Consider the following 24870-nt stretch of genomic DNA (forward strand, 5'->3'; position numbering starts at 1 on the left):
CCTGTGGGAGCTGGCTTGCCAGCGATGGCGGTATGTCGGGCGATGAAGATGTCGACTGCGCCGTCCTCATCGCTGGCAAGCCAGCTCCCACAGGGGGCCGTGGTGTTTGCGCGATGGCGGGGTGTCAGGGGGTGCGCTGGAAGACCAAAGCCTTGAGTCCGCTTTCAGGATCAATGTCGGGAAACTCCGGCGGATTCTCCAGCCGCTCTACAAAATGCAGACTCGGCGCTTCCTGCGTCACGCCATCAATCAGAAAGTCCGAACCGAACGCCGGGTCATTCATGCACGCCAGTACCGTGCCCTGCGCGGTGAGCAATTCCGGCAAACGGCGCAGCACGCGCTGGTAATCCTTGGTCAGCAGGAAACTGCCTTTCTGGAACGACGGCGGATCGATGATCACCAGATCATACGGGCCGCTGTTGATCACCTTGCCCCAGGACTTGAACAGGTCGTGGCCGAGGAAACTGACTTTGCTCAGGTCATGGCCGTTCAAGCGATGGTTGTCGCGGCCACGGCTCAGCGCGGCGCGGGACATGTCCAGGTTGACCACATGGCTCGCGCCACCCTCGATGGCGGCCACGGAAAAACCGCAGGTGTAGGCAAACAGGTTGAGCACGCGTTTGCCGCTGGCCTGTTCGCGCACCCAGTTGCGCCCGTAACGCATGTCGAGAAACAGCCCGGTGTTTTGCTTGCGGCCCAGGTCGACGCGGTATTGCAAGCCGCCCTCGACGATGCTCATTTCGTCGATCTCTTCACCCAGCAGCCATTCGGCGGTGCTCTGCGGCAAATAGCGATGCTGGATCAACAGCGTGTGTGCGCCAGACTGTTTCCATTCGGCGGACCCCGTGAGTTCCAGCAGCAACGCCTTGAGATTGTCCAGTTGCTCAGGTGCCGGCTCCTTGAACAGCGACACCAGCACCACGCCTTGCAGCCAGTCCACGGTCAACTGCTCCAGCCCGGCCCAGCAGCGTCCGCGCCCGTGGAACAGGCGACGGGTTTCGCTCGGTGCTGCAGCGAGGGCCGGCAGCAGATGGGCGTGGAGAATGGCGAGGGCTTCAGGGTTCATCAGTCAGGATCGGCAAGCAAAAGGGCCGGCATTTTAACCACAAATACGCCGTCGCGAACGATTGCCTGCGACGGGCAAAAATGGCCTTTCACAAAAGACCTGTATCAAAAATGAATTTCTGCAGAGCCCGCTGCTCATACCAGTTAAGCAGCGGATTCAAGCCGCTAAATCGTTAATGCAATTCAGGGAGTGCAGTTCCATGTGCCCAACACCGACGGCGAGCGCGCACCTTCCTGACGGATTGATTCTGGTGGTTGAGGACGATCCGTTGATTCTGGAGTTTCTCTGCGAAATTCTTCAGGAGGAAGGTTTCAAGGTCGAGCCGCAGACCAGTGCCGACGCCGCATCACTTTACCTTGAGCAAAACGCCCCGAACGTGGCGTTGCTGCTGACTGACATCACCATGCCCGGCACCCTTAATGGCGCGGATCTGGCCAACCTGGTCGGCGACCGCTGGCCGGACAAACCGGTGATGGTCATGTCCGGTTATGAAACGCCCGAGACCTCCGGGGTCAAGCATCCGGTGGCGTTCATCAAAAAGCCGTGGGCCATTGGTCAATTGCTCGATTGCGTCGACAGCGCCTTCAAATCCAAGGCACCGCGCCTGCACTGACACGCTGGGTGAATCGGCCGGGCAAGTGCTACATTGCCCGCCCGGTCTTTTGCCAGAGGATGCGAACCTTTGTCTGCTCACGATGCTGTATTCGATCGCGCGTTCGGCGCGTTTCTGTTCGACATGGACGGCACTGTCCTCAACTCCATTGCCGCCGCCGAGCGGATCTGGTCAGCCTGGGCCGTGCGCCATGGCGTCGATGTGGAGACCTTTTTGCCGACCATTCATGGCGTGCGCGCCATCGATACCATCACCCGTCTGAACCTGCCGGGGGTGGATGCTGATGCCCAAGCGGCGTTCATTACCGAGGCGGAAATCGGAGACGTTGAAGGCATTGTCGAGATTCCCGGCGCGGCGAAGTTTCTCAACAGCCTGCCCAAAGATCGCTGGGCGATGGTGACCTCGGCGCCACGGGATCTGGCGTTGCGGCGCATGGCGGCGGCGGGGATTCCAGAGCCTGCGGTGATGATCACCGCTGAAGATGTGAAGGCGGGTAAGCCCGACCCGGCCGGCTATTTACTGGCGGCCAAACGACTGGGCCTGGAGCCGCATGATTGCCTGATCTTTGAAGACGCCACCGTCGGTATTCAGGCTGCCGAAGCGGCCGGTGCACCGCTGATGATCATCACCACGACGCATCAGCATCCGCTGGAAACGGCCCATGCGACGTTGGCCAGTTATGCTGCGGTGCAGGTCAAGGTCGACAACGACGGCAAACTTCACCTGCAAAAAAACTGACACAACACAGTCCCTGTGGGAGCTGGCTTGCCAGCGATGAGGCCCTGTCAGTCACTATAAATTTGACTGAACTACCGCTATCGCTGGCAAGCCAGCTCCCACAGGGTTAAGTGTTGCCCTGTGGTCAGTAAACCCCCGGCACCAAACGCCAACTGCGCGCGCAATAAGCCTCGTACTCCGCCCCAAACTGCGCACGCAGCAGGGCCTCCTCCGAATGAATCCGGGCAATCAGCGGAATCAACGTCAGCGCCGCCAGCATCAAGCCGACCACCGAGCGAAATGCCAGCGCCCAGCCCACGGCATTGACCACCAGCCCCAGATAACTCGGATTACGCAGGTGTTGATAAATGCCATCGGTGACCAACCGATGCCCCGGCTGAATCGCCACCAATCCACTGAAGCGCCGCCCCAGCACAAACACCGGCCACAATCGCAGCGCGCCGCCGATGATGAACAGCAACGCGCCGAGCCAGCGCACGCCTTCACCGCCTACTGTCCAGAAATTCACCCGATCGCAATAGGCCGGCAAGAAACCACTGACCAGCCCGATCACCCCAAACGCCGGAATCACCCAGCGATTGGCGCGATCTTCACGCTCACCGGAGCTGAGGTTGACCTCGCTGAACAGTGAGGCGATCACCATGGCCACCGTCGCCAGTGCGACGATCACCAGCGAGCCATGGGAAAAGAACATCGCCACACCGCCAATGCCCCACACGGCCAGCCCCAGATAAGCGAGGGTGGCGAGTACCGCGACGACGGTCATTTGTGCGGACATTTTCATGGTCAACTCACGGCTGGGGCGTATCCGTTGAGTGTAGATCCACCGCAAAACCTGTGGGAGCGAGCCTGTCAGTCAGCGGATATCTTGTCGTCAGTCAGGACTTTCCTGAAAGTCTCGACCAGCGGCCGCAAATTGATCCGGTGCCACGCCGCCCACAATGGCGTGGTCAAGGTCAGCCACGGCAGCTCGCGCAGCACCACGCCCGGCGGTGCGTTATGGCTCAGGCCTTTCTGGATCATCGCAATCCCCAGCCCCGACGCCACCAGACCCAGCGCGGTAAACGGTTCGGTCGCCTGCATGCGCACATCCGGGGTGAAGCCGGCGCGGATGCAGGCGCTGACGAACTCATCATTGGCATCCTGACGCGGCTGCACGCCGATCCATTCCTGATCAGCCAGATCATCGGGACTCAACCCCGCTTGTTGCGCCAATGGATGGTGTTCCGGCAACGCCAGCAGCATCGGATCATCCAGCACCTGAAAGCCCAACAGATCAGGGTCGTCATCGGTCGGCGGCTCACTCACCAAGGCGATATCGAGACTACGCTGTCGCAAGCCTTCCAATTGCTCGGCGGAGCTGAGGTTGTACAGCGCGACATGGACGTTGGGACGATCCGCACGCAACACGCGCAAGGCATTGGGCAGGACGCCGGCGTGCATGGCGTTTTCGATATAGCCGATACACAAACCGCCTTCTTCACCGCGACCGAGGCGTTTGCCGAGGGACTCGAGGCGATTGGCGTGGGTGAGCAGGGCGCGGGTTTCGGCAAGAAAAGTCTGGCCGTCGCGAGTCAGGCGAATACGTTGCTGGCTGCGCTCGAACAGCGTCAGACCCAGGCGCTCTTCGAGCTGGGCGATCTGCCGGCTCAGTGGCGACTGGGAAATATGCAGCCGTTCGGCGGCGCGACCGACGTGTTCTTCCTCGGCGACGACAACGAAGTAGCGCAATTGGCGGATGTCGATCATGTCAGACCTTTAGGGACTCAAGTGCTGCGCATTATGTCTTGGACGGTCTCGGTGTCGCAATCTAGGATCTGCTCAACGGTCACACAGACCCAGAACCTATTGAGGAAAAACCCATGAGCTTGAAAGACAAACTGCCCGGCCAACTGGGCTTCGGCACCGCGCCACTGGGCAACATGTTCCGCGCCATCCCCGAAGACGAAGCGCAAGCCACCGTGCATGCCGCGTGGGATGCCGGCGTGCGTTACTTCGACACCGCGCCGTTCTACGGCTCCGGTCTGTCGGAGATCCGCCTCGGCGAAGCGCTGAAGCAATACAAACGTGACGACTACGTGCTGAGCAGCAAGGTCGGTCGGGTGATTCTCGATGAAGTCGAAGACGCCGCCGCCCGCGATCTCGGCGAGAAGAGCGGGGTTTTCGAACACGGTCGCCCGAACAAGATCGTCAATGACTACAGCGCCGACGCGACTATGCGTTCGATCGAAGACAGCCTCAAACGCCTGCAAACCGATCGCCTCGACATTGTCTGGGTGCACGACATCGCGCAGGACTTCTACGGTGATCAATGGCTGGAATACTTCAATCAGGCCCGCACCGGCGCGTTCAAAGTCCTTACCCGCTTGCGCGAAGAAGGCGTGATCAAAGGCTGGGGCCTGGGCGTGAACAAAGTCGAGCCGTGCGAACTGACCCTCGACCTCAGCGAAGCGCAGCCGGATGGCTTCCTGTTGGCCGGCCGCTACACGCTGCTGGATCACGAGCGCCCGTTGCAACGCTTGATGGATTCGGCGCTGGCGCAGAACGTTGAAATCGTTGTCGGTGGCCCTTACAGCTCGGGCATTCTGGCCGGTGGCTCGCACTTCGAATACCAGCAGGCCAGCCCTGAGGTCATCGCCAAGGTCGAGCAGATCAAGCGCATCGCCGCCGCTTACAACGTCGATATCAAAGCCGCTGCGCTGCAGTTTTCGCTGGCCAATCCGGCGGTCGCTGCAGTGATTCCCGGCGCTAGCAAACCCGGTCGTATCGCTGAGGATGTCGGCGCATTGTCAGCCGTTATTCCTGCCGGTTTCTGGCAGGCGATGCGCGACGCCAAACTGGTTTCCGAACGTGCACCATTGCCAATCGATGAGGTGAAAGCATGAAGATTGATCTGAGTGGAAAACTGGCCATCGTCAGCGGCAGCACCGCCGGCATTGGTCTGGGCATCAGCCAGTCGCTGGCCGAATCCGGCGCCACGGTAGTGGTGATCGGTCGCGATACCGGCAAGGTCGAGCAAGCGCTGGCGAGCATTCGCGAGAAGGTGCCGGGCGCGCAACTGCGTGGTTTGACGGCCGATCTGGGCACCGCCGAAGGCGCGCAGAAACTGTTCGCCGCCGAACCGCGTGCCGACATTCTGGTGAACAATCTCGGCATCTTCGACGCCGTGGATTTCTTCGAAGCGCCGGACAGCGAGTGGACGCGCTTCTATGAGGTCAACGTGATTTCCGGCGTGCGCCTGTCTCGGCATTACGTGCCGGCGATGGTCGAGCAGGGCTGGGGCCGGGTGATTTTCCTGTCCTCGGAATCCGGCGTCGCCACACCGGCCGACATGATCAATTACGGCGTGACCAAAAGCGCCAATCTGGCGGTGTCGCACGGTCTGGCCAAACGTCTGGCTGGTACCGGGGTGACGGTCAATGCGATCCTGCCGGGGCCGACCTTCACCGATGGCCTCGAAGACATGCTCAAGGATGCCGCTGCCGAATCCGGGCGTAACCTGCGCGATGAAGCCGACGCCTTTGTACGCAAGGCCCGCCCGACCTCGATCATCCAGCGCGTAGCGGATGTCGAAGAGGTCGCGCATCTGGTGACCTACATTGCTTCGCCGCTGTCGTCGGCCACCACTGGCGCCGCTTTGCGCGTCGATGGCGGCGTGGTCGACAGCCTGACTATCTGAATTCTGGAGAGACGTTTATTTATGCCAACAGCATCTGCAACCATCGATATTCCGGCTTCGGCCGATCAGGTCTGGCAATTGATCGGCGGCTTTAACACGCTGCCCGATTGGCTGCCCTTTATACCCAACAGTGAACTGAGCGATGGCGGCCGCGTGCGCACCTTGCAGACCGCTGACGGCGCTGTGGTGGTCGAGCGTCTGCAAGTGTTCGATAACGCGGCGAAGACTTACAGCTATTCGATTGAACAGGCACCGTTCCCGGCGACTGACTATCTGGCGACGATCAAGGTTGAAGCACAGGGGCAGGGCGCACGGGTGACGTGGTCGGGGCGCTTCAATGCCAAAGGCGTGAGTGATGAGGAGGTGGTGGCGCTGTTCAGCGGTATCTATCAGGGTGGCCTCGAGGCACTGCGAGCCAATTACCCAGCCTGAGTTGATGATCGTTCCCACGCAGAGCGTGGGAACGATCATGTCAGGGATCAGGAATTTTCGATCAGGCTCTGCCGGCAATCGAGCAGCAGTTTCGCCCCGCCCAGATCGCTGCTGCCGACTTCAAGACTGAAGCCATGCAAGCTGACAATCGCCGCCACAATCGACAGCCCCAAGCCAAAGCCACCCTGCGGTTGCCCACCCTCGGCGCGATAGAAACGCTGGAACACCGCTTCACGCTCAGCCTCGGGAATTCCCGGTCCTGAGTCATGCACTTCAATGCGCGTCTGCCCACCTGCGTTCACCCCGCGCAGCATCACCGTACCGCCCGGTGGGGTGAACTTGATCGAGTTGCTCAGCAGATTCGCCAGCGCCTCGAACAGCAACGCCCGATCGCCATTGAGCGGCGGCAACGTCTCCGGCATGTTCAGCTCGAAACGCAGTTCGCCTTCCTCAGCCAGTGGCAGATAAAACTCATGCAGTTCTTCCAGCAACTGCACCGGGTCGAGTTCGACAAAACCTGAGCGACGCTGGCGATCTTCCAGTTCGGAAATCCGCAGCAACCCGCGAAACCGCGCCATCAGCGTGTCGGCTTCGGCCAGCACCAGATCCAGTTGCGCTGCTTCCTGCGAGCCTTCGCCGGCCTGCTGCTGCATGCGATACAACTGCGCGCGCAGGCGCGTCAGCGGGGTGCGCAAATCATGGGCGATGTTGTCGCAGACGCCTTTGACTTCATTCATCAAACGCTCGATGCGCTCCAGCATGGCGTTGACGATGGCCGCGAGCATGTCCAGTTCATCGCGGCGATTGGACAGTGGCAGGCGATGGGTCAGGTCGCCGGCCACGATCGCCTGGGCGCTGTCCTGAATGGCTCTGATCCGCCGCAGTGGCCGACGCCGCAGCAAATGCCAACCGGCGATTCCAGGCAGAATCGTCAGCGATACGCCCCAGAACAACGCATGCAAAATGATCCGCGTGACGGCGAACAGCGAGCCGTTGTCGCGCAGCAGCACCAGCCAGCGGCCGTCGCGGGTTTGCGTGGCCACCGCGTCGCAGCTGTCATTGGGCAGGGTCGGGTCGTCGGAGTCGGCGCATTCGGCAAGCATGTGGATCTTGCCGTCCAGCGGCAGGCCTTCGGGGATCTGCTGCAACGCACCGCCGAGGTAAACGCCGTTGGCATCGAACAGGCCATAAGCGTCGATGCCACGAATGTCGAAGGTCATGCTGGCGGCGAGGGCGTCTTCCAGCTGTTCGCCGCGAAAGTGCGAAAACAGGTGCTGGCGTTGCATCAGCGAGTGTTTGGCGAGGTTGTCGAGGTAGCCGGAGACCTCGTAATACATGACCCCCATAAGGATCGCGCTCCAGGCCACGAACAGCGAACTGTACAGCGCCAGCAAACGGCTGCTGGAGGAGCGCCAGCCGTCAGACGGGTTCGGCAATGACATAACCCGAGCCCCGTACGGTGCGGATCAGCGGCACATGGCCGGCGGCGTCGATCTTCTTGCGCAGACGGCCGATGTGCACGTCGATCAGGTTGGTGCCGGGGTCGAAGTGATAGCCCCAGACCTCTTCGAAAATCATCATGCGCGAGAGGATCTGGCCACTGTTGCGCATGAGGAATTCGAGCAATTTGTATTCGGTCGGCAGCAGCGTCAGCACCTGTTCGGCACGTCGCGCTTCGTGGCTGATCAAGTCGAGTTCGAGGTCGGCGACCTGCAGCGTCGTGGCCTGAGTGGCGCCGCTGTTCTGCCGACGCAGCAACACTTCAACCCGCGCGGCCATTTCATCGGTGGCGAACGGTTTTGTCAGGTAGTCATCGCCGCCGGCGCGCAAGCCGCGTACGCGCTCGTCGACATCGGAGAGCGCGCTGATCATCAGAATCGGCGTGGCCACGCCCATGGTGCGCAGGGTAGTGACGATGGCCAGGCCATCGAGTTCGGGCAGCATGCGGTCGAGGGTGATCAGGTCGTAGTTGCCGCTCACGGCGCGGTCGAGGCCTTCGCGGCCATTGTCGACCCAGTCGACTTCCAGCCCGTGGCTGCTCAGTTCGGCGACGATTTCCCGGGCGGTCACGGCGTCGTCTTCGATGGTCAAGATACGAGTCATAGGCAGGCCTGCTGATCGGTTCAAACGGAATGGCAGCATTTTGCCAAGAAATTCCGGCGACGCTTTAAATTAACTTTCATGTTGTAGCTGTCATTTGCGCGCTTTGGGGATTAATTTGCCGGAACGTTGATATCATCTGGCCATAATTCTCTACAGGAGTTGTCCCGTGCGTATTTCCATTCGCCGTGGCTGGATGCCAATTACCGGTCTGTTGCTGGTGCTGTTCAGCGCTTCGGCATGGGCGGCCAATACGCCGTGTTCCGGCAAAAAAGGCGGGATCGCTCGCTGCGATGGCGACCTGTTCCTGTGCAATGACGGTTCCATCAGCGGCTCGAAGAAAAGCTGCGCGGCGATGTTTGGCGAGCCCCAGCAGGCCCGTCCACAAAACCTCCTGCAAAGTGATGATGGTTGCGCCTGCGGCACGGGATCGTTTTGCACTGGCCCACGTGGCGGGGTGTATTGCCTGACGCCTAGCGGCAACAAAAGCTACAAACGTAAATAACTGGCATTTGTGCCAATGCATAAAACCCGCTGTTATTCGGTCCTTGTTGCAATTTGCATGGTCCGAGGAAGTTCATTCTTTCTAACTGATTGAAAATAAGAGATTTATTTATTTATCGCGACTGGCACGGTCACTGCAATTCATCTGCTGACGAGTTGTAACACCATTTTTCATGCCTGGAGCAGAACAACAATGAATAGATCCCCTGATGGGTTTTATCCCGCCGTTGAAGAGTCGAGCAGCGTTTCGGGCGTGTCCTGGGGCGCGATTTTCGCCGGTGCTGCGGCTGCCGCTGCACTGTCGATGATTTTAGTCCTGCTCGGGTTTGGTTTGGGTTTCTCTGCCGTTTCACCGTGGGCCGGAGAGGGCGTCAGCGCCAAGGGCCTGGGCATTTCGACAATCGTCTGGCTGGCGGCGACGCAAATCATCGCTTCCGGCATGGGTGGCTACATCGCCGGTCGCCTGCGGGTGAAGTGGGCGAACATGCACGGTGACGAAGTGTATTTCCGTGACACCGCGCACGGCTTCCTTGCCTGGTGTGTGGCGACGTTGGTCACCGCGGTGCTGGTGGTCGGCTCGGTCAGCAGCGTGATCAGTGGTGGTGTGCAGGCCGGTGCCAGTGTCGCTGGCGGTGCTGCCAGCGCCATGACCCAAGCGGCCGGTTCTGCGGCGGCCAACACCGACAGCAACCAGTACGGTTACTACATCGACAGCCTGTTTCGCGATGACCGTCCAGCCTCGGTCAGCGATGACGCAGCGCATGGCGCCGTGGCGCGGATCTTTGCACAAAGCCTGGCCAACGGTCAGCTGAGTGCCGAAGACCGTACCTACCTGGCGCAACTGGTCGCCCAGCGGACCAACCTGACTCAGGCCGATGCCGAGCGCCGCGTCGATGAAATCTACGCCCGCACTCAGAAAGCCCTGGCCGACGCCAAACTGAAAGCTCAACAAGCCGCCGACACCGCTGCGAAAGTCGCTGCCTGGACCTCGCTGTGGATGTTCATCTCGCTGTTGGCCGGTGCGTTCTTCGCCAGCCTCGCGGCTACTTACGGCGGTCGTCGTCGGGATGCCGTTGAGTACGTAGAAGTCGACACCTACACCACGACCACTCCAGTCCGTTAAACAAGGAGCATGACCATGCGCTCATTACTGCTGTTTTTCCTCGGCGTACCGATCCCGATCATCATCCTGATCGCCCTGTTCGTGCACTGATTGCTCCATTGAGGCCCATGCCTCGGCCGCTTCCACCTTCGGGTGGAAGCGGCTTTTTGCTTTCTGGCGGGCAACAAGGCGAGAATCCGCGCTGTGCTGTATTTCGATAGACCTCTGATTAAGGATGAGAACGTTGAACAAGAAGGAAATCAAACGTCAGGTGAGCGAGATGCTCAACGCCGGTCGCTCGAAAACCGAAACCTTCAAGGCGTTGTCCGGCGGCGCAGTCAAGGACAAGGTGCTGGCGTATCTGATCGGCTCGTGGCCCGATCCAGAACTGATTGATCGTCACGCCGGCAAGATAAAGGTGCTGCTCGGGCTGACCTATATCCAGGCGTTGATCGGGCTGGTGGGCGGTTATTTCCTCGGTCTGACGATCAGCACCGGTTGGGCCATCGGCATGGGGTTGTTTGCCGGTGTCGTACCTTTGCTGTTCGCTTGGGGCTTTTACCGCAACGTGGCGCAGGCCTACACCGTGTATGTATTTCTCTCCATCACCCAGATGCCACGTATGTTCAAGGACTATGGCGAAGATCCGATAGGCACGGTGATTGGCGTAGCGATCACGTTGGCCATGGTCTTTTTCGTCGCTTGGCTGAAAAACCTGCTGTTTCCTGACCTGGGGTTCTTCGGTGCAAAAAAGATCAAAGGGCAGTTCGTCTTCTCCAACTGATCGTTGGACAATCCAATCGTTTTCACTGGCCTGGATCAATATTTTCTGCGGCGAGATCGCCTAACGTAAATGATCCAGGCCTTTGCTGAGGTATGAACTACAGTGCTTCACGCGCACCTTGTTGCGCTGACGGAGTACCCGTGTCGACGCCCCAATCACAGCAACAATAAACGCGTCGACCCGGTGTAGTGCAGCAAGGAGCTGACACCACCTCAACCGAACTTTCACGGATGAACATCGCAATGCACTGCCAAGAAAGAACTTTCGATATCCAGCCGTTGGCGCAGGCGGATATGACCGTCCATATCAACGGCCAAGCGGTCACCGCCGCCATTGGTGAAACCGTCCTCAGCGTTATCCAGTCCCTCGGCGTTCGCCAGATTGCCCGTAATGATCACGACCAGATCACCGGCGCCTACTGCGGCATGGGCGTGTGCCAGTGCTGCCTGGTGAAAATCAATGGCCGGCACAAACGCCGTGCCTGTCAGACCGTCGTGCGCGACGGCATGCAGATTGAAACCCAGGTCAACCGCATCACTGCGCAGGAGGTCGTATGAACCTGCAACCGGTGATTGTCGGCGGTGGCCCGGCGGGGATGGCAGCGGCCATCGAACTGGCGCGCCACGGTGTGCGCTGCACCTTGCTTGAAGAAGCATCGCGGCTTGGCGGCGTGGTTTATCGCGGGCCGCTGCGTGATGGCGTGCAACTGGATTATCTCGGCCCGCGTTACTCCGAAGCATTGGGCAAACTGCACGGTGATTTTCAGGAGCAGGCCGGGCTGATCGACGTGCGCCTCAACCATCGTGTGGTCGGCGCCGAAGGCACCCGCGCGCTGGTGGTGCTGGATGGCGACGAGCAATTGCACGAAATCGAGTATCCGCAATTGCTCCTGGCTGCCGGTTGCCACGAACGCAGCGTGCCGTTTCCCGGCTGGACATTGCCGGGGGTGATCATGCTCGGCGGCCTGCAACTGCAAATCAAAAGCGGCGTGGTCAAGCCGCAGGGGCCGGTGATCATCGCCGGCACCGGGCCGTTGCTGCCGCTGGTGGCTACGCAGTTGCACGCTTCGGGCGTCAGCGTCGCGGGCGTGTATGAAGCCTGTGCGTTCGGCAAGATTGCCCGTGAAAGTCTGGCGCTGCTGAACAAGCCGCAGCTGTTTCTCGACGGTTTGAGCATGCTCGCCTACCTGAAACTGCACGGCATCCCGATGAACTACGGTTGGGGCGTGGTCGAAGCGCACGGCGAGGGCGAGCTGAAAAGCGTCAGCGTCGCGCCGTACTCGGCCACGTGGGAACCAGACATGAGCCGCGTCGAGCGCTTCGAAGCCAAGACCCTCGCGGTCGGTTACGGCTTTATTCCGCGCACCCAACTGAGTCAGCAGATGGGCCTGGATCATGGCTTCAGCGACGACGGTTATCTGCGCGCCAACGCCAACGTCTGGCAGCAAAGCAACGAACCTCACGTGCATCTGGCCGGAGACATGGGCGGGATTCGCGGTGGTGAAGCGGCAATGCTCGCCGGCAAGATCGCAGCTACCTCGATTCTGCTGCAGCGCGGAGTGCTCGAAGAAGAGCTGGCGCGGGTTCGTCGCGACCGCTACTTGAGCAAACTCAAAGCCATCGTGCGTTTCCGCGCCGCCGTGGATCGCTACACCGAACGTGGCGTCGGCCAGACTGCATTGCCCGCCGCCGACACGGTGATCTGTCGCTGTGAACACGCCACCCGCGCCGACATCGACCTGGCGCTGGAGCAGGGCGTGCAAGACATCGCCAGTCTGAAAATGCGCACCCGCGTGAGCATGGGCGATTGCCAGGGACGGATGTGCGTCGGCTACTGCAGCGACCGCCTGCGCCAGGCCACCGGACGCAAGGACGTTGGTTGGCTGCGCCCGCGTTTCCCGATCGATCCGATTCCCTTTTCCGCGTTCCAGTCCATCGGCACGGAGGCCGCTGCCCATGAGTAAGTTCTACGACGTGGTCATCGCCGGTGGTGGCGTGATCGGGGCGTCCTGCGCCTATCAACTGTCCAAGCGCAAAAACCTCAAGGTCGCACTGATCGACGCCAAGCGCCCGGGCAACGCGACCCGTGCCTCGGCCGGCGGTTTGTGGGCGATCGGTGAGTCGGTCGGCCTCGGTTGCGGGGTGATTTTCTTCCGCATGATGTCGGCCAACCGCAAACGCGAAACCCAGGGCGCGGCGGTCGCCGTGGACGCGAGCACACCGCACATTCTGCCGGAGTCGTTTTTCGATTTTGCCTTGCAGTCCAACGCGTTGTACCCGGCGCTGCACCGTGAGCTGAAAGACAATCACGGGATGGATTTCAAGTTCGAAAAGACCGGGCTGAAATTCGTCATCTACGACGACGAAGACCGGCTCTACGCCGAGCACATCGTCGGCTGCATTCCGCACCTGGCCGACCAGGTGCGCTGGCTTGATCAGGCGGCGCTGCGCGAGGCTGAACCGAGCGTCAGCCATGAAGCACGTGGGGCACTGGAATTTCTCTGCGATCACCAGGTCAGCCCGTTCCGCCTCGCCGATGCCTACATGGAAGGCGCGCGGCAGAACGGCGTCGACATTTTCGTCAACACCAACGTCACCGGCGTGTTGCACCACGGTAGCCGCGTCACCGGTGTGCAGACGGCTGAAGAGGGCGTATTCCACTGCAAGACGCTGATCAACGCCGGCGGTGCCTGGGCGGCGGATCTGAGCGAATGGGCGACGGGGATTCGCATCCCGGTGAAACCGGTGAAAGGCCAGATTCTGCTCACCGAGCGCATGCCGAAAATCCTCAACGGCTGCCTGACCACCAGCGACTGCTACGTGGCGCAAAAGGACAACGGCGAGATCCTGACCGGCAGCACCACTGAAGACAAAGGCTTCGACGTCACCACCACCTACCCGGAAATCGCCGGGCTGGTGCAGGGCGCAGTGCGGTGTCTGCCGGAGCTGAAAGACGTCAACCTCAAGCGTACGTGGGCGGGGTTGCGCCCGGGTTCGCCGGATGAGTTGCCGATTCTCGGGCCGATGCGCGGGGTGGAGGGTTATCTGAATGCCTGCGGGCATTTCCGCACCGGGATTCTGACGTCGGCGATTACCGGCGTGCTGCTGGACAAACTGGTCAACGATGAACCGCTGCCGCTGGATATCACACCGTTTCTGGCGGATCGGTTTGAAGTCGCGCCGGTCAAACAGGAGCTGGAACTGGAACTGGTCTGACCTTGGCAAGATGATCATTCCCACGCTCCGCGTGGGAATGCCTCAAGGGACGCTCCGCGTTCCAGCTTGCGAATTGGAACGCAGAGCGTCCCGGGCTGTATTCCCACGCGGAGCGTGGGAACAATCGGGTGTGGCTCAGGTTTGGCGTGATTCTTCTTCGAGCTGATCCGATTCGAACAACCGCGCCAGTTCCGCCCGGGCTTCCTGGGCGGTTTGCAGGACTTTGGCCGCGTCGTCGTAGATCGCGTGCTGTGCCTCCAGCACCTGTTCGTCGTGGTGCTTGAAGCGCTTGATCCGTGCATCGGCCTGGGCCTGGGTCAAACCGAGGCCGACCAAGGTGCGTCGACTCATTTCCAGACTCGAGTAATAGGTTTCACGAATCGCTTCCGCGCCGACATCGACCAAGCGGTGCACATGCTGACGGTTACGTGCCCGAGCGATGATCTTCATGTGCGGATACAGCTTGCGCACCACCTCGGCGGTCTTGATGTTGGTGTCCGGGTCGTCCGTGGCAATCACGAAATATTCCGCCTCGCCGACCTTGGCCGCATTGAGGATTTCCGGGCGCATCGGGTCGCCGTAGAACACCGGCACACCGCCAAAGCTGCGCGACAGTTCAATGGTTTCCACCGAGGTGTCCAGCGCGACGAACTTGATGTTCTGCGCACGCAGAATCCGCGCCACGATCTGACCCATCCGGCCCATGCCGGCGATCACTACACGCGGGGTGTCAGTGTCGATTTCACGGTATTTTTCCGGCACTTCCACCGGCTGCACTTTCGGGCTGACCAGCCGCGCGCAAATCAACAGCAACAACGGTGTTACCGCCATCGACAGGGTGATGGTCAGCACCAGCAAGTCATACAGGCGTGGTTCGAACAGACCCTGATCACGACCAATCTTGAACACCACAAAAGCGAACTCACCACCGGCTGCCAGCACGATGCCAAGGCGAATCGCACTGACCTTGTTCAAGCCACCGGCCAGGCGCCCGACGACGAACAGCAGCGGTAACTTCAAACCGATCAACAGCAGCGTCAGCCCCAACACGGTGATCGGCGCGCTGAGCAGCAAACTCAAGTTGGCGCCCATGCCGACACTGATGAAAAACAGCCCGAGCAGCAACCCTTTGAACGGCTCGATCTGCGCTTCCAGTTCATGGCGATATTCCGAATCCGCCAACAGCAAACCGGCAAGAAACGCCCCCAGCGCCATCGACACACCGACCAGATCCATCAACCACGCCGTACCGATCACCACCAGCAACGCCGTGGCCGTCGACACTTCCGGCAGACCGGTTTTCGCCACCACGCGGAACACCGGACGCAACAGATAACGCCCACCGACCACGACCACCGCGATACCGCCGAGCACTTGCAGTGCGTGATTCAGACTCTCGGCGTTGCTGGTGTCGTGCGCACCACCGGCCAGCATCGGCACCAGCGCAATCAACGGGATCGCGGCGATGTCCTGGAACAGCAGAATCGCAAATGCCAGCCGCCCGTGGGGGCTGGTCAGTTCCTTGCGTTCGGCCAGACTTTGCAGACCGAATGCCGTGGATGAGAGCGCCAGACCGAGGCCAAGCACAATCGCACTGTTCAGCGGTTGGCCAAACACCGACAACGCCAGCACGCCGATCACCGAAGCGGTCAGCAGCACTTGCGCCAGGCCGACGCCGAACACTGATTTGCGCATCACCCACAAGCGTCGCGGCGACAACTCAAGGCCAATGATGAACAACAGCAACACCACACCGAGTTCGGAAATATGCGCGACGCTTTGCGGATTGCCGATCAGGCCGAGCACCGACGGGCCGATGATCACCCCGGCAAACAGATAACCGAGCACGGCACCCAATTGCAGACGTTTGGCCAAAGGCACGGTGAGCACGGCCGCGAACAGAAAAACGACGGCGGCTTGCAACAGATTGCCTTCATGGGGCATGGGGGTTACTCCTGACAACGGTACGGCGGGGGTGACAAGGATAAGGGCTGAGTTCCTGTCACACCACTGGCACTTTCGGGGGGGCGATTTGCGGTTAATGTCTTTTGATGGGCGCGCGAGGTCTTGCGTTGAAGAGTGTCAGGCGCCGTGGAATTGTTTTCCGGCCAAAGACGCTTCGCCAATTATCTGGTTATGAAAAGCAATACTTTGGACTTGATGTAATGCGCGTGATATTGCCGAGCCATTGCGCGATAACTCGATAATCGCTGGCGATGGGCGAAGTTTTTAATTGGAAGATCCATTCAGTCTTGATCGGCGAGTGCGCGGGTGGTCGATAATGCGAAGCTCGCAATGCCAGTATTACGCCAAGCAGTTACGTGAACTGGATAGTTCGTAATGGTCAGTTTCTGATTAAATGTTTGTTACAGCGATTGACAAGCTGAAGGCTCCGAATCTACTATTTTTCACCCGAGATGCTGGCTGTATATAACGGCTGTAATAAAGCGACCAGGATGGTCGCGAGAAGTTTTCACAAGGAATTGAAACTTTGTATCTGGACTCCATTGGATCGGAATCTCTGCGATTTCACCTCATTCCCCATATCGGTCGCAGCGTGACGCAAGATCATGCGTCGACTGAAATCCTGGCGTCATTATGGCGTCGCCAAATTCATGGCAGTCACTCGATAGAGCCCCGGGAAGCCGCGGGTTCAGACGAGTTCATCTTCCTGAAAAATCGAAAACCCCTTTGCGGTCTGTTGGCTTCCAAAACCGCAGGTGACGCGTTTTTGAACGGCTCTTGACGACGACTTCAGTGCAGCCTGAAGTTGTACTCGCTATCGAGATAAATACAACTTTCAAAGTAAAGATTTCATAATGATTTGAAGTTTTGTACTTGGATTTCGTGCCGCGTTTATAACGAAAGTACAAAAAAATCGATCGGTTCTCGATAAGTCGCGGAGCCGTGCGAGTGCATTTTTTTTGCGCGCGCTATTCAAGTGCTTATACCTCGTGAATTCGTCGAGTAGTGATCAAGTGTTTTGATGCAACCTCTGCTGTAGTGCGCAATTAAGCACATTTAATGTGAAGTTTTCATAAGGATTTGAAACTGTGTACTTGGATTCCATTGATTCAGAACGCCAACGGCTGCAACCGGACAAACTCGCGACTGATGAGACTCAGGCGCCATTGTCGCGTATCGAGCGGTATGACAGTCGCTCGATCTACTGCCGGGAACACGCACTGCCCAACGAACGGGTCTTTTTGAGTGGCCAGCAGGCGCTGGTGAGGTTGCTGCTGTCCCAGGCTGAACTGGATCGATCCAACGGCATTCGCACGGCGGGGTTCGTCAGTGGCTACCGAGGGTCACCGCTGGGTGGTGTCGACCGCGAGCTGGTCAAGGCCAAGGCTGTTCTGGAGAGTGCGAACATCCGTTTTCTGCCCGCGATCAATGAAGATCTGGCAGCCACGGCCCTGATCGGCACGCAGCGCGTCGAAACTGATCCGCAGCGTCTGTATGACGGCGTGTTCGGCATGTGGTACGGCAAGGGGCCCGGGGTCGACCGCTCCGGTGACGCGATCAAGCACGGCAGTTCCTATGGCTCGTCGCCCAACGGTGGGGTTCTGGTGGTCACTGGTGACGATCACGGTTGCGTGTCGTCATCGATGTCGCATCAATCCGACCGCACGCTGATCGCCTGGGGTTTGCCGGTGATTCATCCGGCAGGCCTTGATGATTACGAACGCTGCGGTCTGTGGGGGTGGGCGCTGTCACGCACTTCAGGATTGTGGGTGGGCTTCAAGGCCATCACCGAAACCGTCGAGGCAACTGCCTCCGTTGAATCGATCCCGCTACCCGAATTCGTCACCCCCGAGATCAATCCGGGACCAGACGGGCTGCATTGGCGCTGGCCGGACCTGCCGGGCATGCAGATCGAGCGCCGGACCGCGTTCAAGTTCGACGCCGCCCGCGCCTTTGCCTTGGCGAACCCGATCGATACCGCGGTCACCGCGCCCGCCCGGCCGACGCTGGTCATCGGTGCGGTGGGCAAGGCGTATGGCGACGTGCGCCAGGCCTTGCAGCAATGTGGTATCTCCCTTGAGCAACTGGAAAACGCCGGCGTCGCGCTGCTCAAGATCAACCTGGTCTATCCGCTGTCGCCTGTGCTGGACGCCTGGACCCGACGCGCCGGCAATGTGCTGATCATCGAAGAGAAGCAAGCGATTGTCGAAGAGCAGCTCAAACAGAAGTACTACAACGCTGCGCATGACCAGCGTGCGGTGATCATCGGCAAGACCGACGAACACGGCCAACCACTGATCTCGGATCACGAAGAGCTGCGTCCGTCGCGCATCGCCGTACTGCTCAAGCAGCGTCTGCAAAGCATGGGCATTGACCTGAGTCTCCCGGATTTCTGGTGCCTGCCCAGCGTCTCGCGAGTTGAAGAGTGGATCCGGCGCACGCCTTATCTGTGTTCCGGATGCCCGCACAACACCTCCACTCAGGTGCCCAAGGGCAGTGAAGCGCGGCTCGGCATCGGTTGCCATGCCATGGCCGCGCGCATGCCTGAACGCTCGACCACCGGCAGCGTGCAGATGGGTGGAGAAGGGGTCGACTGGCTGGGCCAGGCACCGTTCGTACAGACCCCGCATATCTTCCAGAACATCGGCGACGGGACCTTTTTTCACTCCGGATTCCTCGCGGTGCGACAGGCCATCGCGGCCGGCGCGACCATCACCTACAAGCTGCTCTACAACGACGCGGTGGCCATGACCGGCGGCCAGCCGATCGACGGCAAGCTCACGGTGAAGAAAGCCGTTGAACTGCTCAAGGCCGAAGGCGCGCAGCGAATCGTGGTGGTGGCGGACGACCTGCAGCGGTACCAGGCGCATGACAGTCTGCCTCAGGGCATCGAAGTCTTTCACCGTGAAAAGCTCGAAGAAGTGCAGTTGCAACTGCGCGAGACCCGTGGCGTCAGCGTGCTGATTTTCGATCAGGTCTGTGCCGTCGAAGGTCGTCGACGCAAGAAGCAATTGCCGGCCTCGCTGGTGAAGACTGAAGTGGTCATCAACGAAGCGGTCTGTGAAGGTTGCGGTGACTGCCAGGTCAAATCCAACTGCCTGTCGGTGATCCCGGTGCAAACCTCGTTCGGTGCCAAGCGCCGCATCGATCCGCACTCGTGCAACACCGATCTGTCGTGCATCAAGGGCTTCTGCCCAAGCTTTGTGACAGTGACCGGCAAGCTGCGGCAACGACCGCGCAAACTCGCCGACAGCGCCCAGGTGCTGGCGCGGGCCGAAGCGCTGGCGCTGCCGCCAGTCGCGCGTGCGCTCGACCTGCCGTATGAAATGCTCCTGGCGGGTGTTGGCGGTACCGGTGTGGTGACCGTGGCGCGGGCGATTGCCATGGCCGCCCACCTCGACGGACGTGCGGTCAGCGTGCTCGACTTTACCGGTTTTGCGCAAAAGGGCGGCGCCGTGTTGAGCCACATACGTCTGGCTGGCGACGCCGATGCGTTGCACCAGCACCGCATCGACATCGGCGGTGCCGACCTGCTACTCGCGGCCGATCTGGTCGTGGCCAGTGAAGACGATGCGCTGGCAACGCTGCGACCGGACAAAACCGTGGTCATCGCCAACAGTGCCCTGACCCAGACTGGCGCAATGTTGCGCAATACCGGACTGGGTATAGAAACCGACGCGATTCAAACATTTCTGCAGCAGAAAGTCGGCGCCGAACACTTTCACAGCCTGGATGCCGGGGAGTTGGCGAACAGCCTGGTCAGCCCGATGCAAGCCAACATGCTGTTGCTCGGTTACGCGTGGCAGAAGGGCACGATACCGGTGTCGCTGCCGGCGCTGAAAAAAGCCATTGATCTGGCCGGCAGCGCCGCGACCAACCATTTGGCTTTCGCCTGGGGCCGGTTGTGGGCGCAGGATTCAGCTTTTGTCGCGCCTTACCTGGAGCAACCCATGGATGCCGTGTCGACGATTGCGATCCGCGACATCAGCGACATGCGCGGTCGCCACGAAAGCCTCGAACAACTGATCAACCATCGCAGCGAATTCCTCACCAGCTACCAGAATGCAGCGTATGCGGCGCGTTACCGCAAGGTCATCGAGCAACTGCGAGCGCTACCGGCGGCCGGTAATGACAGCGCGCTGACCCAGGCAGTGGCACGCAACCTCTTCAAGCTGATGGCTTACAAGGACGAGTACGAGGTTGCACGGCTGCTCACCACGCGCAGTTTCACCGACTCGCTGAAGGCCCGCTTCGATGGCGGCGTTCGCCTGAAATTTCACTTTGCCTTGCCGCTGCTGCGCAAGAACCAGGAGAGCACCGGCGAGCCGAAAAAGATCGCGTTTTCCGGCTGGATCCTGCCGTTGCTGAAGGTCCTGGCCAAGGGCCGGGTGTTGCGCAACACCCGGTTCGATCCGCTGGGCTTCTCTGCCGAACGCCGCGAAGAGCGTCGCTTGCTCAATGACTACGAGCAAACCCTGCAACGCCTGTTACCGAAATTGAACTCGGAGAATCTGTCGGCGTTCGTCGCCTGGGCAAATCTGCCGGATTCGATTCGCGGCTACGGCCACGTCAAGCAGCGCTCGATTGCGGCGGCGCGACTGCGCGAGAAAGAACTCATCGAACAGATTCTGGCGGACAAGCCGGTCATTCACGGTGTCGAGTCATGGCAGCCATCCACCGTCATCGCCAGGCAACTGAGCGAAGAAGAGCGCGACGTGATGGAAGCCTCTTGACCGAAGGCTACGCCAGCCCCGCAGAACAACAAATAAAACAACTACCGAGATGAGCTGATAACGATGAATAACGACAGCATTGCGCCCGACCTCCTGCACAAAGGTTCGGCTGACGACGTTTTGATTGGCGCCCCCAGAGACGCGCTGCCGCTGTATGTGAACGACACACTGGTTGAAGCTAACGGGCATAACCCGTTGGTACGCAATTACGCTGCAGGCGCCTACCTGCCACGCCGCTTCGAGATTGCGCCAGCGCTGCAGAAAAAGAACCGGATGGAAGAAGTTCGTGCCGATGATGAATGGAATCGGCTGAGGGCGCTGCCTTATCAGATCGTCGCCGCACAACTGGAGGCAGCTGGAATCCGCAGCGACAGCCTGGAAACCAGCGTGGCCGCGCTGTGCGAATCGATCCCGGCGATTCGCCGCGCCAGTTCGTTCCGCTTCATCAATAACGCCGACAATTATTTCTTCTATCGCAAGGCGCACGAACATGTGCCGGGGACGATGTTCATCGAGGCGGCGCGGCAAGCGGTTTATCACCATCTGTATCACCACACCGATCATGCGCGCGGTGCCGTCACCGTCAGCGTCAATGAGCTGAACGCGAGTTTTTTCGCTTACGCAGAGCTGATGTATCCGATCGAACTGGTGGTCGACAACATGACCCCGAGCGATGCCACGTCGCCGAAGAAAATCCATCTGCGCGTCGCGTTCTATCAACGTCAGACCCTGTTCGCCACCGTCGACACCAAAGCCACCGTGATCGACATGCCGCTGTTCGAAAAAACCCGCAATATTTTCATCTACTGCAACGACTGGTTTGCACCGCTGCAACCGTTGAAGCTGGCCTGCACGATCAGCGACGCGCAGGGGCGCAAAGTTGAAGTGCAGCTATTGGGCCTGGGCAAGAGCGGTTGCGTGACGACAACGGCGGATATGTCCGAGCCGGTCACTCTGCACATCGTCTATGAAGGCAAATTGAGTTTTACCGCCGGCATCCGCCGCGTCGGGCAGGGCGAGCATTCTTCGTGGAAATTCGCCCAGGTAGATTTCAACGGCTTGCAAGTGATCAGCGACATGATCAAGCGCGGCTTTGTCCACCTCGATGAGCCGGCCCTTGCGGCCTTGCAGCAATGATCGTGGCAACCCCGACTTTCCAGGCGGCCACCCAAACGCTGCATTTCGGCACGCAGGCAGTGGCGAAAAATCGACTGTATTTTTCCTCGCTCGGCATGGATCTGTGTGACGAACACGGCTTCCCGCAACCGGCGTTTTTCTCGGTCTATCAAGCTTTGATGGACGGCGGTGCCGGTTTTGGCTTTCTCGGCAATGCCAGCGTCGACGCCGATGCACGCTACAACAGCCGTGGTCTGCGTCTGACTTCGGCGGCCCACGCGCAGGCCCTGCGGCCGCTGTTTGAAGCGGCGCGGGCGCGTGGTTTCCCGTTGGGCGTGCAACTGCAGCATTACGGGCCGCAGTCACTGCCGTCGAAGCAGGGAATCATTCTGACCCCCAGCGCCATCGCGTCGCCGAGCATCCTCAGTGCGTACCCCGAGGCACGGGCAGTGGCGATGACGGAGGTACAGATCCAGCGCTGCATCGAACAGTTCTGCGTCGCCGCCCGCTATGCGCAACAGGCCGGTGCCACGTTGATCCAGCTACAGGCATCCAACGGCTATTTGATCAGCAGCTTCCTTTCGCCAAAGACCAACCGGCGCGTGGATGACTGGGGCGGCACGCCGCTCAAGCGCGCCAGGCTGTTGCTTTCGATTGTCGACGGGATCCGCCAGGCCACCGATCACAAGGTCGCGGTCACTGTGCGCCTGGGCATGGATGACGGCCTCGGTGCAGAAGGGCAGCACGCCGCGCTGTTGGGTGATGTCGTCGCCGCGCTGGAGGCCAGTGGGGTCGCAGCGATTACCTGTTCGCTGGGCATCAGCGAGACCTTCCGTTTCTTTTTCAAAAATACCGGACAGGCCTTGGCCATGTCGCGGGAAGGCTGCCGCTATCTGAAGCGTTTCGTGCGGATTCCGCTGGGCTTTACCGGTTCGGTCGCGGATGTGGCGCAAGCCGATGAAATCATCGCCAGTGGCGATGCCGATTTCGTCGGGTTCGGCCGCGCCATGCTCGCCGACAACGACTTCGTCGCCAAGCAACTGGCGGGGCGAGCCGATCAGCTCAACCGCTGCCGAGGCGATGCGTTTTGTTTCCGCGACAAAAAAGAGCCCATGGCCGAGCGCGTGTATTGCTGCGTCAATCCTGCCTACCGCCGGCCAGAACAACTCCAACAGCACTATGAGGAAAACCTGCAATGAACTTCACCGCCAAGATCGCTCTCGTTGTCGGGGGCACACGTGGGATCGGCTTTGATGTCAGCCAGAAGCTGATCGAAGCCGGCTGCATCTGTTACATCACCGGCCGCAACGAAGACGATGGCCTGACCGCGCAAAGTCGTCTCGGCGAAAACTGCACGTTCATCCGCAGCGACGTCACCGACGAAGCCTCGGTGATCGAGCTGTTCCGCCTCATCAACGACAGGCACGGTCGACTCGATCTGGCCGTCAACAATGCCGGCGTCACCTCAAAACACGCGCCGATTCGCGACATGGATTTCGCTGACTGGAAGCGCGTACTGGAAATCAATCTGCTGGGCCCGCTGCTGTTGCTCAAGCACGAAACCAATCTGATCTCGAAGCACGCGGGTGGCTCGATCGTGAACGTCTCGTCTTGCGCCGGTTTGCTGGGGGTTGCCAAACAAAGCGCCTATTCCACCAGCAAGGCTGCGCTGAACATGCTGACCCAGGTCTGCGCGATTGAATGCGCTGAAGAAGCCCTGCCTGAGCGGCATTCGATTCGCGTCAACGCCGTATGCCCCGGGCCGACATTGGGCGGCATGAACTCGGAAGAGCGCCTGAAAGCCAACCCGGAGTCCACCCGGCACAAGCTGCAAGTGACGGCGATGAAGCGCTTCGCCAATCCCGGCGAGATTTCCGCCGCAATCCTCTGGCTGCTGAGTGACGCATCGTCGTTTGTCACCGGTACGGTGATGCCGGTCGATGGCGGCTTTTCGGCCGGTAAATTCTGATGCACACCGTAACGCGTAACCCGACTGCAGAATCTCGCGAGAAGGCCAGCCTGCGGGTGTTTATCACGGGCGTGAGCAGCGGCATCGGCGAGGCGCTGGCGCTGCTTCATTTGCAAAACGGGCATACGGTTTTCGGCACTTCGCGTCGTCAGCCCTATGGCCTGATGGACTATCCGGACTTCCATTTTCGGTCGTTCGATCTGTCCCGGCCGAGCGCGATGGACGAGCTGTTCGAGGACAACTTTGCCAGCGTTCTGGAACAGGGCGTCGACAGGGTTTTCCTGAATGCCGGGGTCAGCGGCAACGTCCCCGGGCGTGGTGCGGAATTCTCGCTGGATGAGCTGCAGCATGTGCTCAACGTCAACGTGCTGGCCAATAAAGCCATGCTTGACCTCGTGCTGTCGTCTTCCCGGCGCCCGACGACATGCGTGCTGTCAGCCTCGATGGCGGGCGTGCGCTTTCGCGCGGGCACGCTGCCATACAGCCTGTCGAAAGCCGCGCTGGCGGCATTGGGCGGTGTTTACGCCGAGGAAAATCCGCAGGTCTTCTTCGCGGTGCTCGGTCTGTGCAACGTTGATACCGGTCTGTCCCGGCAGGTGAGCTTCAGCCAGCGCACCGCCGACTTCGCCGACCTCAAGTCGCTGCAGCAACGAGCCCTGGCGCCCGGTTACATGGTGTCACCTGCGCAACGCGCGAAGGACATGCTGGCGGTGATTGACGCGCCCGATGCCTATGGGATCAAGAGCGGGATATTCGTCGACATGCGCACGGCGCTGGCCGATCACCAGAAAACGCACTCGCCATTGTCTCAAGCGTAGTGAATGCAGGGACCTGCATCAGCCAATAAAGGAATG

General features: G+C 60.1%; 23 protein-coding genes. 16 read left to right on the forward strand and 7 right to left on the reverse strand.

Annotated features, from left to right (window positions below):
* Window positions 1-124 precede the first annotated feature (124 nt).
* A complete protein-coding gene (locus ACM6IN_RS09400; RefSeq protein WP_414915850.1) occupies window positions 125-1066 on the reverse strand; it encodes a class I SAM-dependent methyltransferase in 942 nt (313 codons plus the stop codon).
* A 199-nt stretch (window positions 1067-1265) separates the two neighbouring features.
* On the opposite strand from ACM6IN_RS09400, the gene ACM6IN_RS09405 reads away from it, so the two are divergent.
* Entirely contained in the window at window positions 1266-1679 is a 414-nt protein-coding gene (locus tag ACM6IN_RS09405; protein ID WP_095113649.1) for a response regulator, read from the forward strand.
* A gap of 69 nt (window positions 1680-1748) precedes the next feature.
* Window positions 1749-2417, forward strand: a complete 669-nt coding sequence (locus tag ACM6IN_RS09410; RefSeq protein WP_007914986.1) for an HAD family hydrolase — start codon at window positions 1749-1751, stop codon at window positions 2415-2417.
* Between the two features lie 124 nt (window positions 2418-2541).
* On the opposite strand, the gene ACM6IN_RS09415 is transcribed toward ACM6IN_RS09410, so the two are convergent.
* The gene (locus ACM6IN_RS09415; protein WP_414915851.1) at window positions 2542-3201 is read right to left on the reverse strand and encodes a methyltransferase family protein; all 660 of its coding nucleotides are present in this window, start codon (window positions 3199-3201) and stop codon (window positions 2542-2544) included.
* Window positions 3202-3269: 68 nt separating this feature from the next.
* Window positions 3270-4166 carry a LysR substrate-binding domain-containing protein gene (locus ACM6IN_RS09420; protein WP_414915852.1) on the reverse strand — a complete coding sequence of 299 codons (897 nt, stop codon included), beginning with the start codon at window positions 4164-4166 and terminating at the stop codon, window positions 3270-3272.
* A 113-nt stretch (window positions 4167-4279) separates the two neighbouring features.
* Here ACM6IN_RS09420 and ACM6IN_RS09425 point away from each other — a divergent pair, with 113 nt between their 5' ends.
* Genes ACM6IN_RS09425 through ACM6IN_RS09435 form a run of 3 tightly spaced genes read left to right on the forward strand, consistent with a single transcriptional unit; the run spans window position 4280 to window position 6528 of the window.
* Window positions 4280-5302 (forward strand): aldo/keto reductase, encoded by a 1023-nt coding sequence (locus tag ACM6IN_RS09425; protein ID WP_095113645.1) that lies wholly within the window; start codon window positions 4280-4282, stop codon window positions 5300-5302.
* A complete protein-coding gene (locus tag ACM6IN_RS09430) occupies window positions 5299-6096 on the forward strand; it encodes an SDR family NAD(P)-dependent oxidoreductase (protein ID WP_007914992.1) in 798 nt (265 codons plus the stop codon). The genes ACM6IN_RS09425 and ACM6IN_RS09430 overlap by 4 nt, the downstream gene beginning before the upstream one ends.
* A 21-nt stretch (window positions 6097-6117) precedes the next feature.
* A complete protein-coding gene (locus ACM6IN_RS09435) occupies window positions 6118-6528 on the forward strand; it encodes an SRPBCC family protein (RefSeq protein WP_150793666.1) in 411 nt (136 codons plus the stop codon).
* 47 nt (window positions 6529-6575) lie between these two features.
* Here ACM6IN_RS09435 and ACM6IN_RS09440 read toward each other — a convergent pair whose 3' ends face one another.
* Window positions 6576-7970 carry a sensor histidine kinase gene (locus ACM6IN_RS09440; protein WP_007914995.1) on the reverse strand — a complete coding sequence of 465 codons (1395 nt, stop codon included), beginning with the start codon at window positions 7968-7970 and terminating at the stop codon, window positions 6576-6578.
* Window positions 7948-8631, reverse strand: a complete 684-nt coding sequence (locus ACM6IN_RS09445; RefSeq protein WP_007914996.1) for a response regulator transcription factor — start codon at window positions 8629-8631, stop codon at window positions 7948-7950. Before ACM6IN_RS09445 ends, ACM6IN_RS09440 begins: the two co-directional genes overlap by 23 nt.
* A gap of 193 nt (window positions 8632-8824) precedes the next feature.
* Between ACM6IN_RS09445 and ACM6IN_RS09450 the strand changes: the two genes are divergently transcribed.
* Together ACM6IN_RS09450 and ACM6IN_RS09455 are read left to right on the forward strand one after the other, a co-directional pair.
* A complete protein-coding gene (locus ACM6IN_RS09450; protein ID WP_042704902.1) occupies window positions 8825-9133 on the forward strand; it encodes a hypothetical protein in 309 nt (102 codons plus the stop codon).
* Window positions 9134-9325: 192 nt separating this feature from the next.
* Window positions 9326-10255: a membrane protein gene (locus ACM6IN_RS09455; protein WP_007914999.1), complete on the forward strand. Its 930-nt coding sequence runs from the start codon at window positions 9326-9328 to the stop codon at window positions 10253-10255.
* Window positions 10256-10279: 24 nt separating this feature from the next.
* On the opposite strand, the gene ACM6IN_RS09460 is transcribed toward ACM6IN_RS09455, so the two are convergent.
* The gene (locus ACM6IN_RS09460) at window positions 10280-10486 is read right to left on the reverse strand and encodes a hypothetical protein (protein ID WP_150793668.1); all 207 of its coding nucleotides are present in this window, start codon (window positions 10484-10486) and stop codon (window positions 10280-10282) included.
* On the opposite strand from ACM6IN_RS09460, the gene ACM6IN_RS09465 reads away from it, so the two are divergent.
* The 4 genes from ACM6IN_RS09465 to hcnC all read left to right on the forward strand — a co-directional run bounded on the left by ACM6IN_RS09465 (window position 10470) and on the right by hcnC (window position 14233).
* Window positions 10470-11018: a hypothetical protein gene (locus ACM6IN_RS09465; RefSeq protein ID WP_414915853.1), complete on the forward strand. Its 549-nt coding sequence runs from the start codon at window positions 10470-10472 to the stop codon at window positions 11016-11018. The two genes, ACM6IN_RS09460 and ACM6IN_RS09465, sit on opposite strands and share 17 nt — an antisense overlap.
* Before the next feature lie 242 nt (window positions 11019-11260).
* A complete protein-coding gene (gene hcnA, locus ACM6IN_RS09470) occupies window positions 11261-11575 on the forward strand; it encodes a cyanide-forming glycine dehydrogenase subunit HcnA (RefSeq protein ID WP_042704901.1) in 315 nt (104 codons plus the stop codon).
* Complete coding sequence (gene hcnB / locus ACM6IN_RS09475; RefSeq protein WP_007915004.1) at window positions 11572-12981, forward strand: cyanide-forming glycine dehydrogenase subunit HcnB; 1410 nt, start codon at window positions 11572-11574, stop codon at window positions 12979-12981. Before hcnA ends, hcnB begins: the two co-directional genes overlap by 4 nt.
* Window positions 12974-14233 carry a cyanide-forming glycine dehydrogenase subunit HcnC gene (gene hcnC / locus ACM6IN_RS09480; RefSeq protein ID WP_414915854.1) on the forward strand — a complete coding sequence of 420 codons (1260 nt, stop codon included), beginning with the start codon at window positions 12974-12976 and terminating at the stop codon, window positions 14231-14233. Before hcnB ends, hcnC begins: the two co-directional genes overlap by 8 nt.
* A 135-nt stretch (window positions 14234-14368) precedes the next feature.
* Here the strand turns inward: hcnC and ACM6IN_RS09485 are convergent, their stop codons facing one another.
* Window positions 14369-16177: a monovalent cation:proton antiporter-2 (CPA2) family protein gene (locus ACM6IN_RS09485; RefSeq protein WP_123376652.1), complete on the reverse strand. Its 1809-nt coding sequence runs from the start codon at window positions 16175-16177 to the stop codon at window positions 14369-14371.
* A gap of 1109 nt (window positions 16178-17286) precedes the next feature.
* On the opposite strand from ACM6IN_RS09485, the gene ACM6IN_RS09490 reads away from it, so the two are divergent.
* The 5 genes from ACM6IN_RS09490 to ACM6IN_RS09510 all read left to right on the forward strand — a co-directional run bounded on the left by ACM6IN_RS09490 (window position 17287) and on the right by ACM6IN_RS09510 (window position 24834).
* Window positions 17287-20931, forward strand: coding sequence for an indolepyruvate ferredoxin oxidoreductase family protein (locus tag ACM6IN_RS09490; RefSeq protein ID WP_414915855.1), 3645 nt, complete (start codon window positions 17287-17289; stop codon window positions 20929-20931).
* A 63-nt stretch (window positions 20932-20994) separates the two neighbouring features.
* Complete coding sequence (locus tag ACM6IN_RS09495) at window positions 20995-22068, forward strand: AfsA-related hotdog domain-containing protein (protein WP_414915856.1); 1074 nt, start codon at window positions 20995-20997, stop codon at window positions 22066-22068.
* The gene (locus ACM6IN_RS09500) at window positions 22065-23246 is read left to right on the forward strand and encodes an NADH:flavin oxidoreductase (protein WP_414915857.1); all 1182 of its coding nucleotides are present in this window, start codon (window positions 22065-22067) and stop codon (window positions 23244-23246) included. The genes ACM6IN_RS09495 and ACM6IN_RS09500 overlap by 4 nt, the downstream gene beginning before the upstream one ends.
* Window positions 23243-24016 (forward strand): SDR family NAD(P)-dependent oxidoreductase, encoded by a 774-nt coding sequence (locus ACM6IN_RS09505; RefSeq protein WP_007915024.1) that lies wholly within the window; start codon window positions 23243-23245, stop codon window positions 24014-24016. The genes ACM6IN_RS09500 and ACM6IN_RS09505 overlap by 4 nt, the downstream gene beginning before the upstream one ends.
* Window positions 24016-24834: an SDR family oxidoreductase gene (locus ACM6IN_RS09510; RefSeq protein WP_414915858.1), complete on the forward strand. Its 819-nt coding sequence runs from the start codon at window positions 24016-24018 to the stop codon at window positions 24832-24834. Before ACM6IN_RS09505 ends, ACM6IN_RS09510 begins: the two co-directional genes overlap by 1 nt.
* The last annotated feature ends 36 nt before the right edge of the window (window positions 24835-24870 follow it).

The organism is Pseudomonas sp. IT-P395 (assembly GCF_949767675.1).
Classification (GTDB): Bacteria; Pseudomonadota; Gammaproteobacteria; order Pseudomonadales; family Pseudomonadaceae; genus Aquipseudomonas.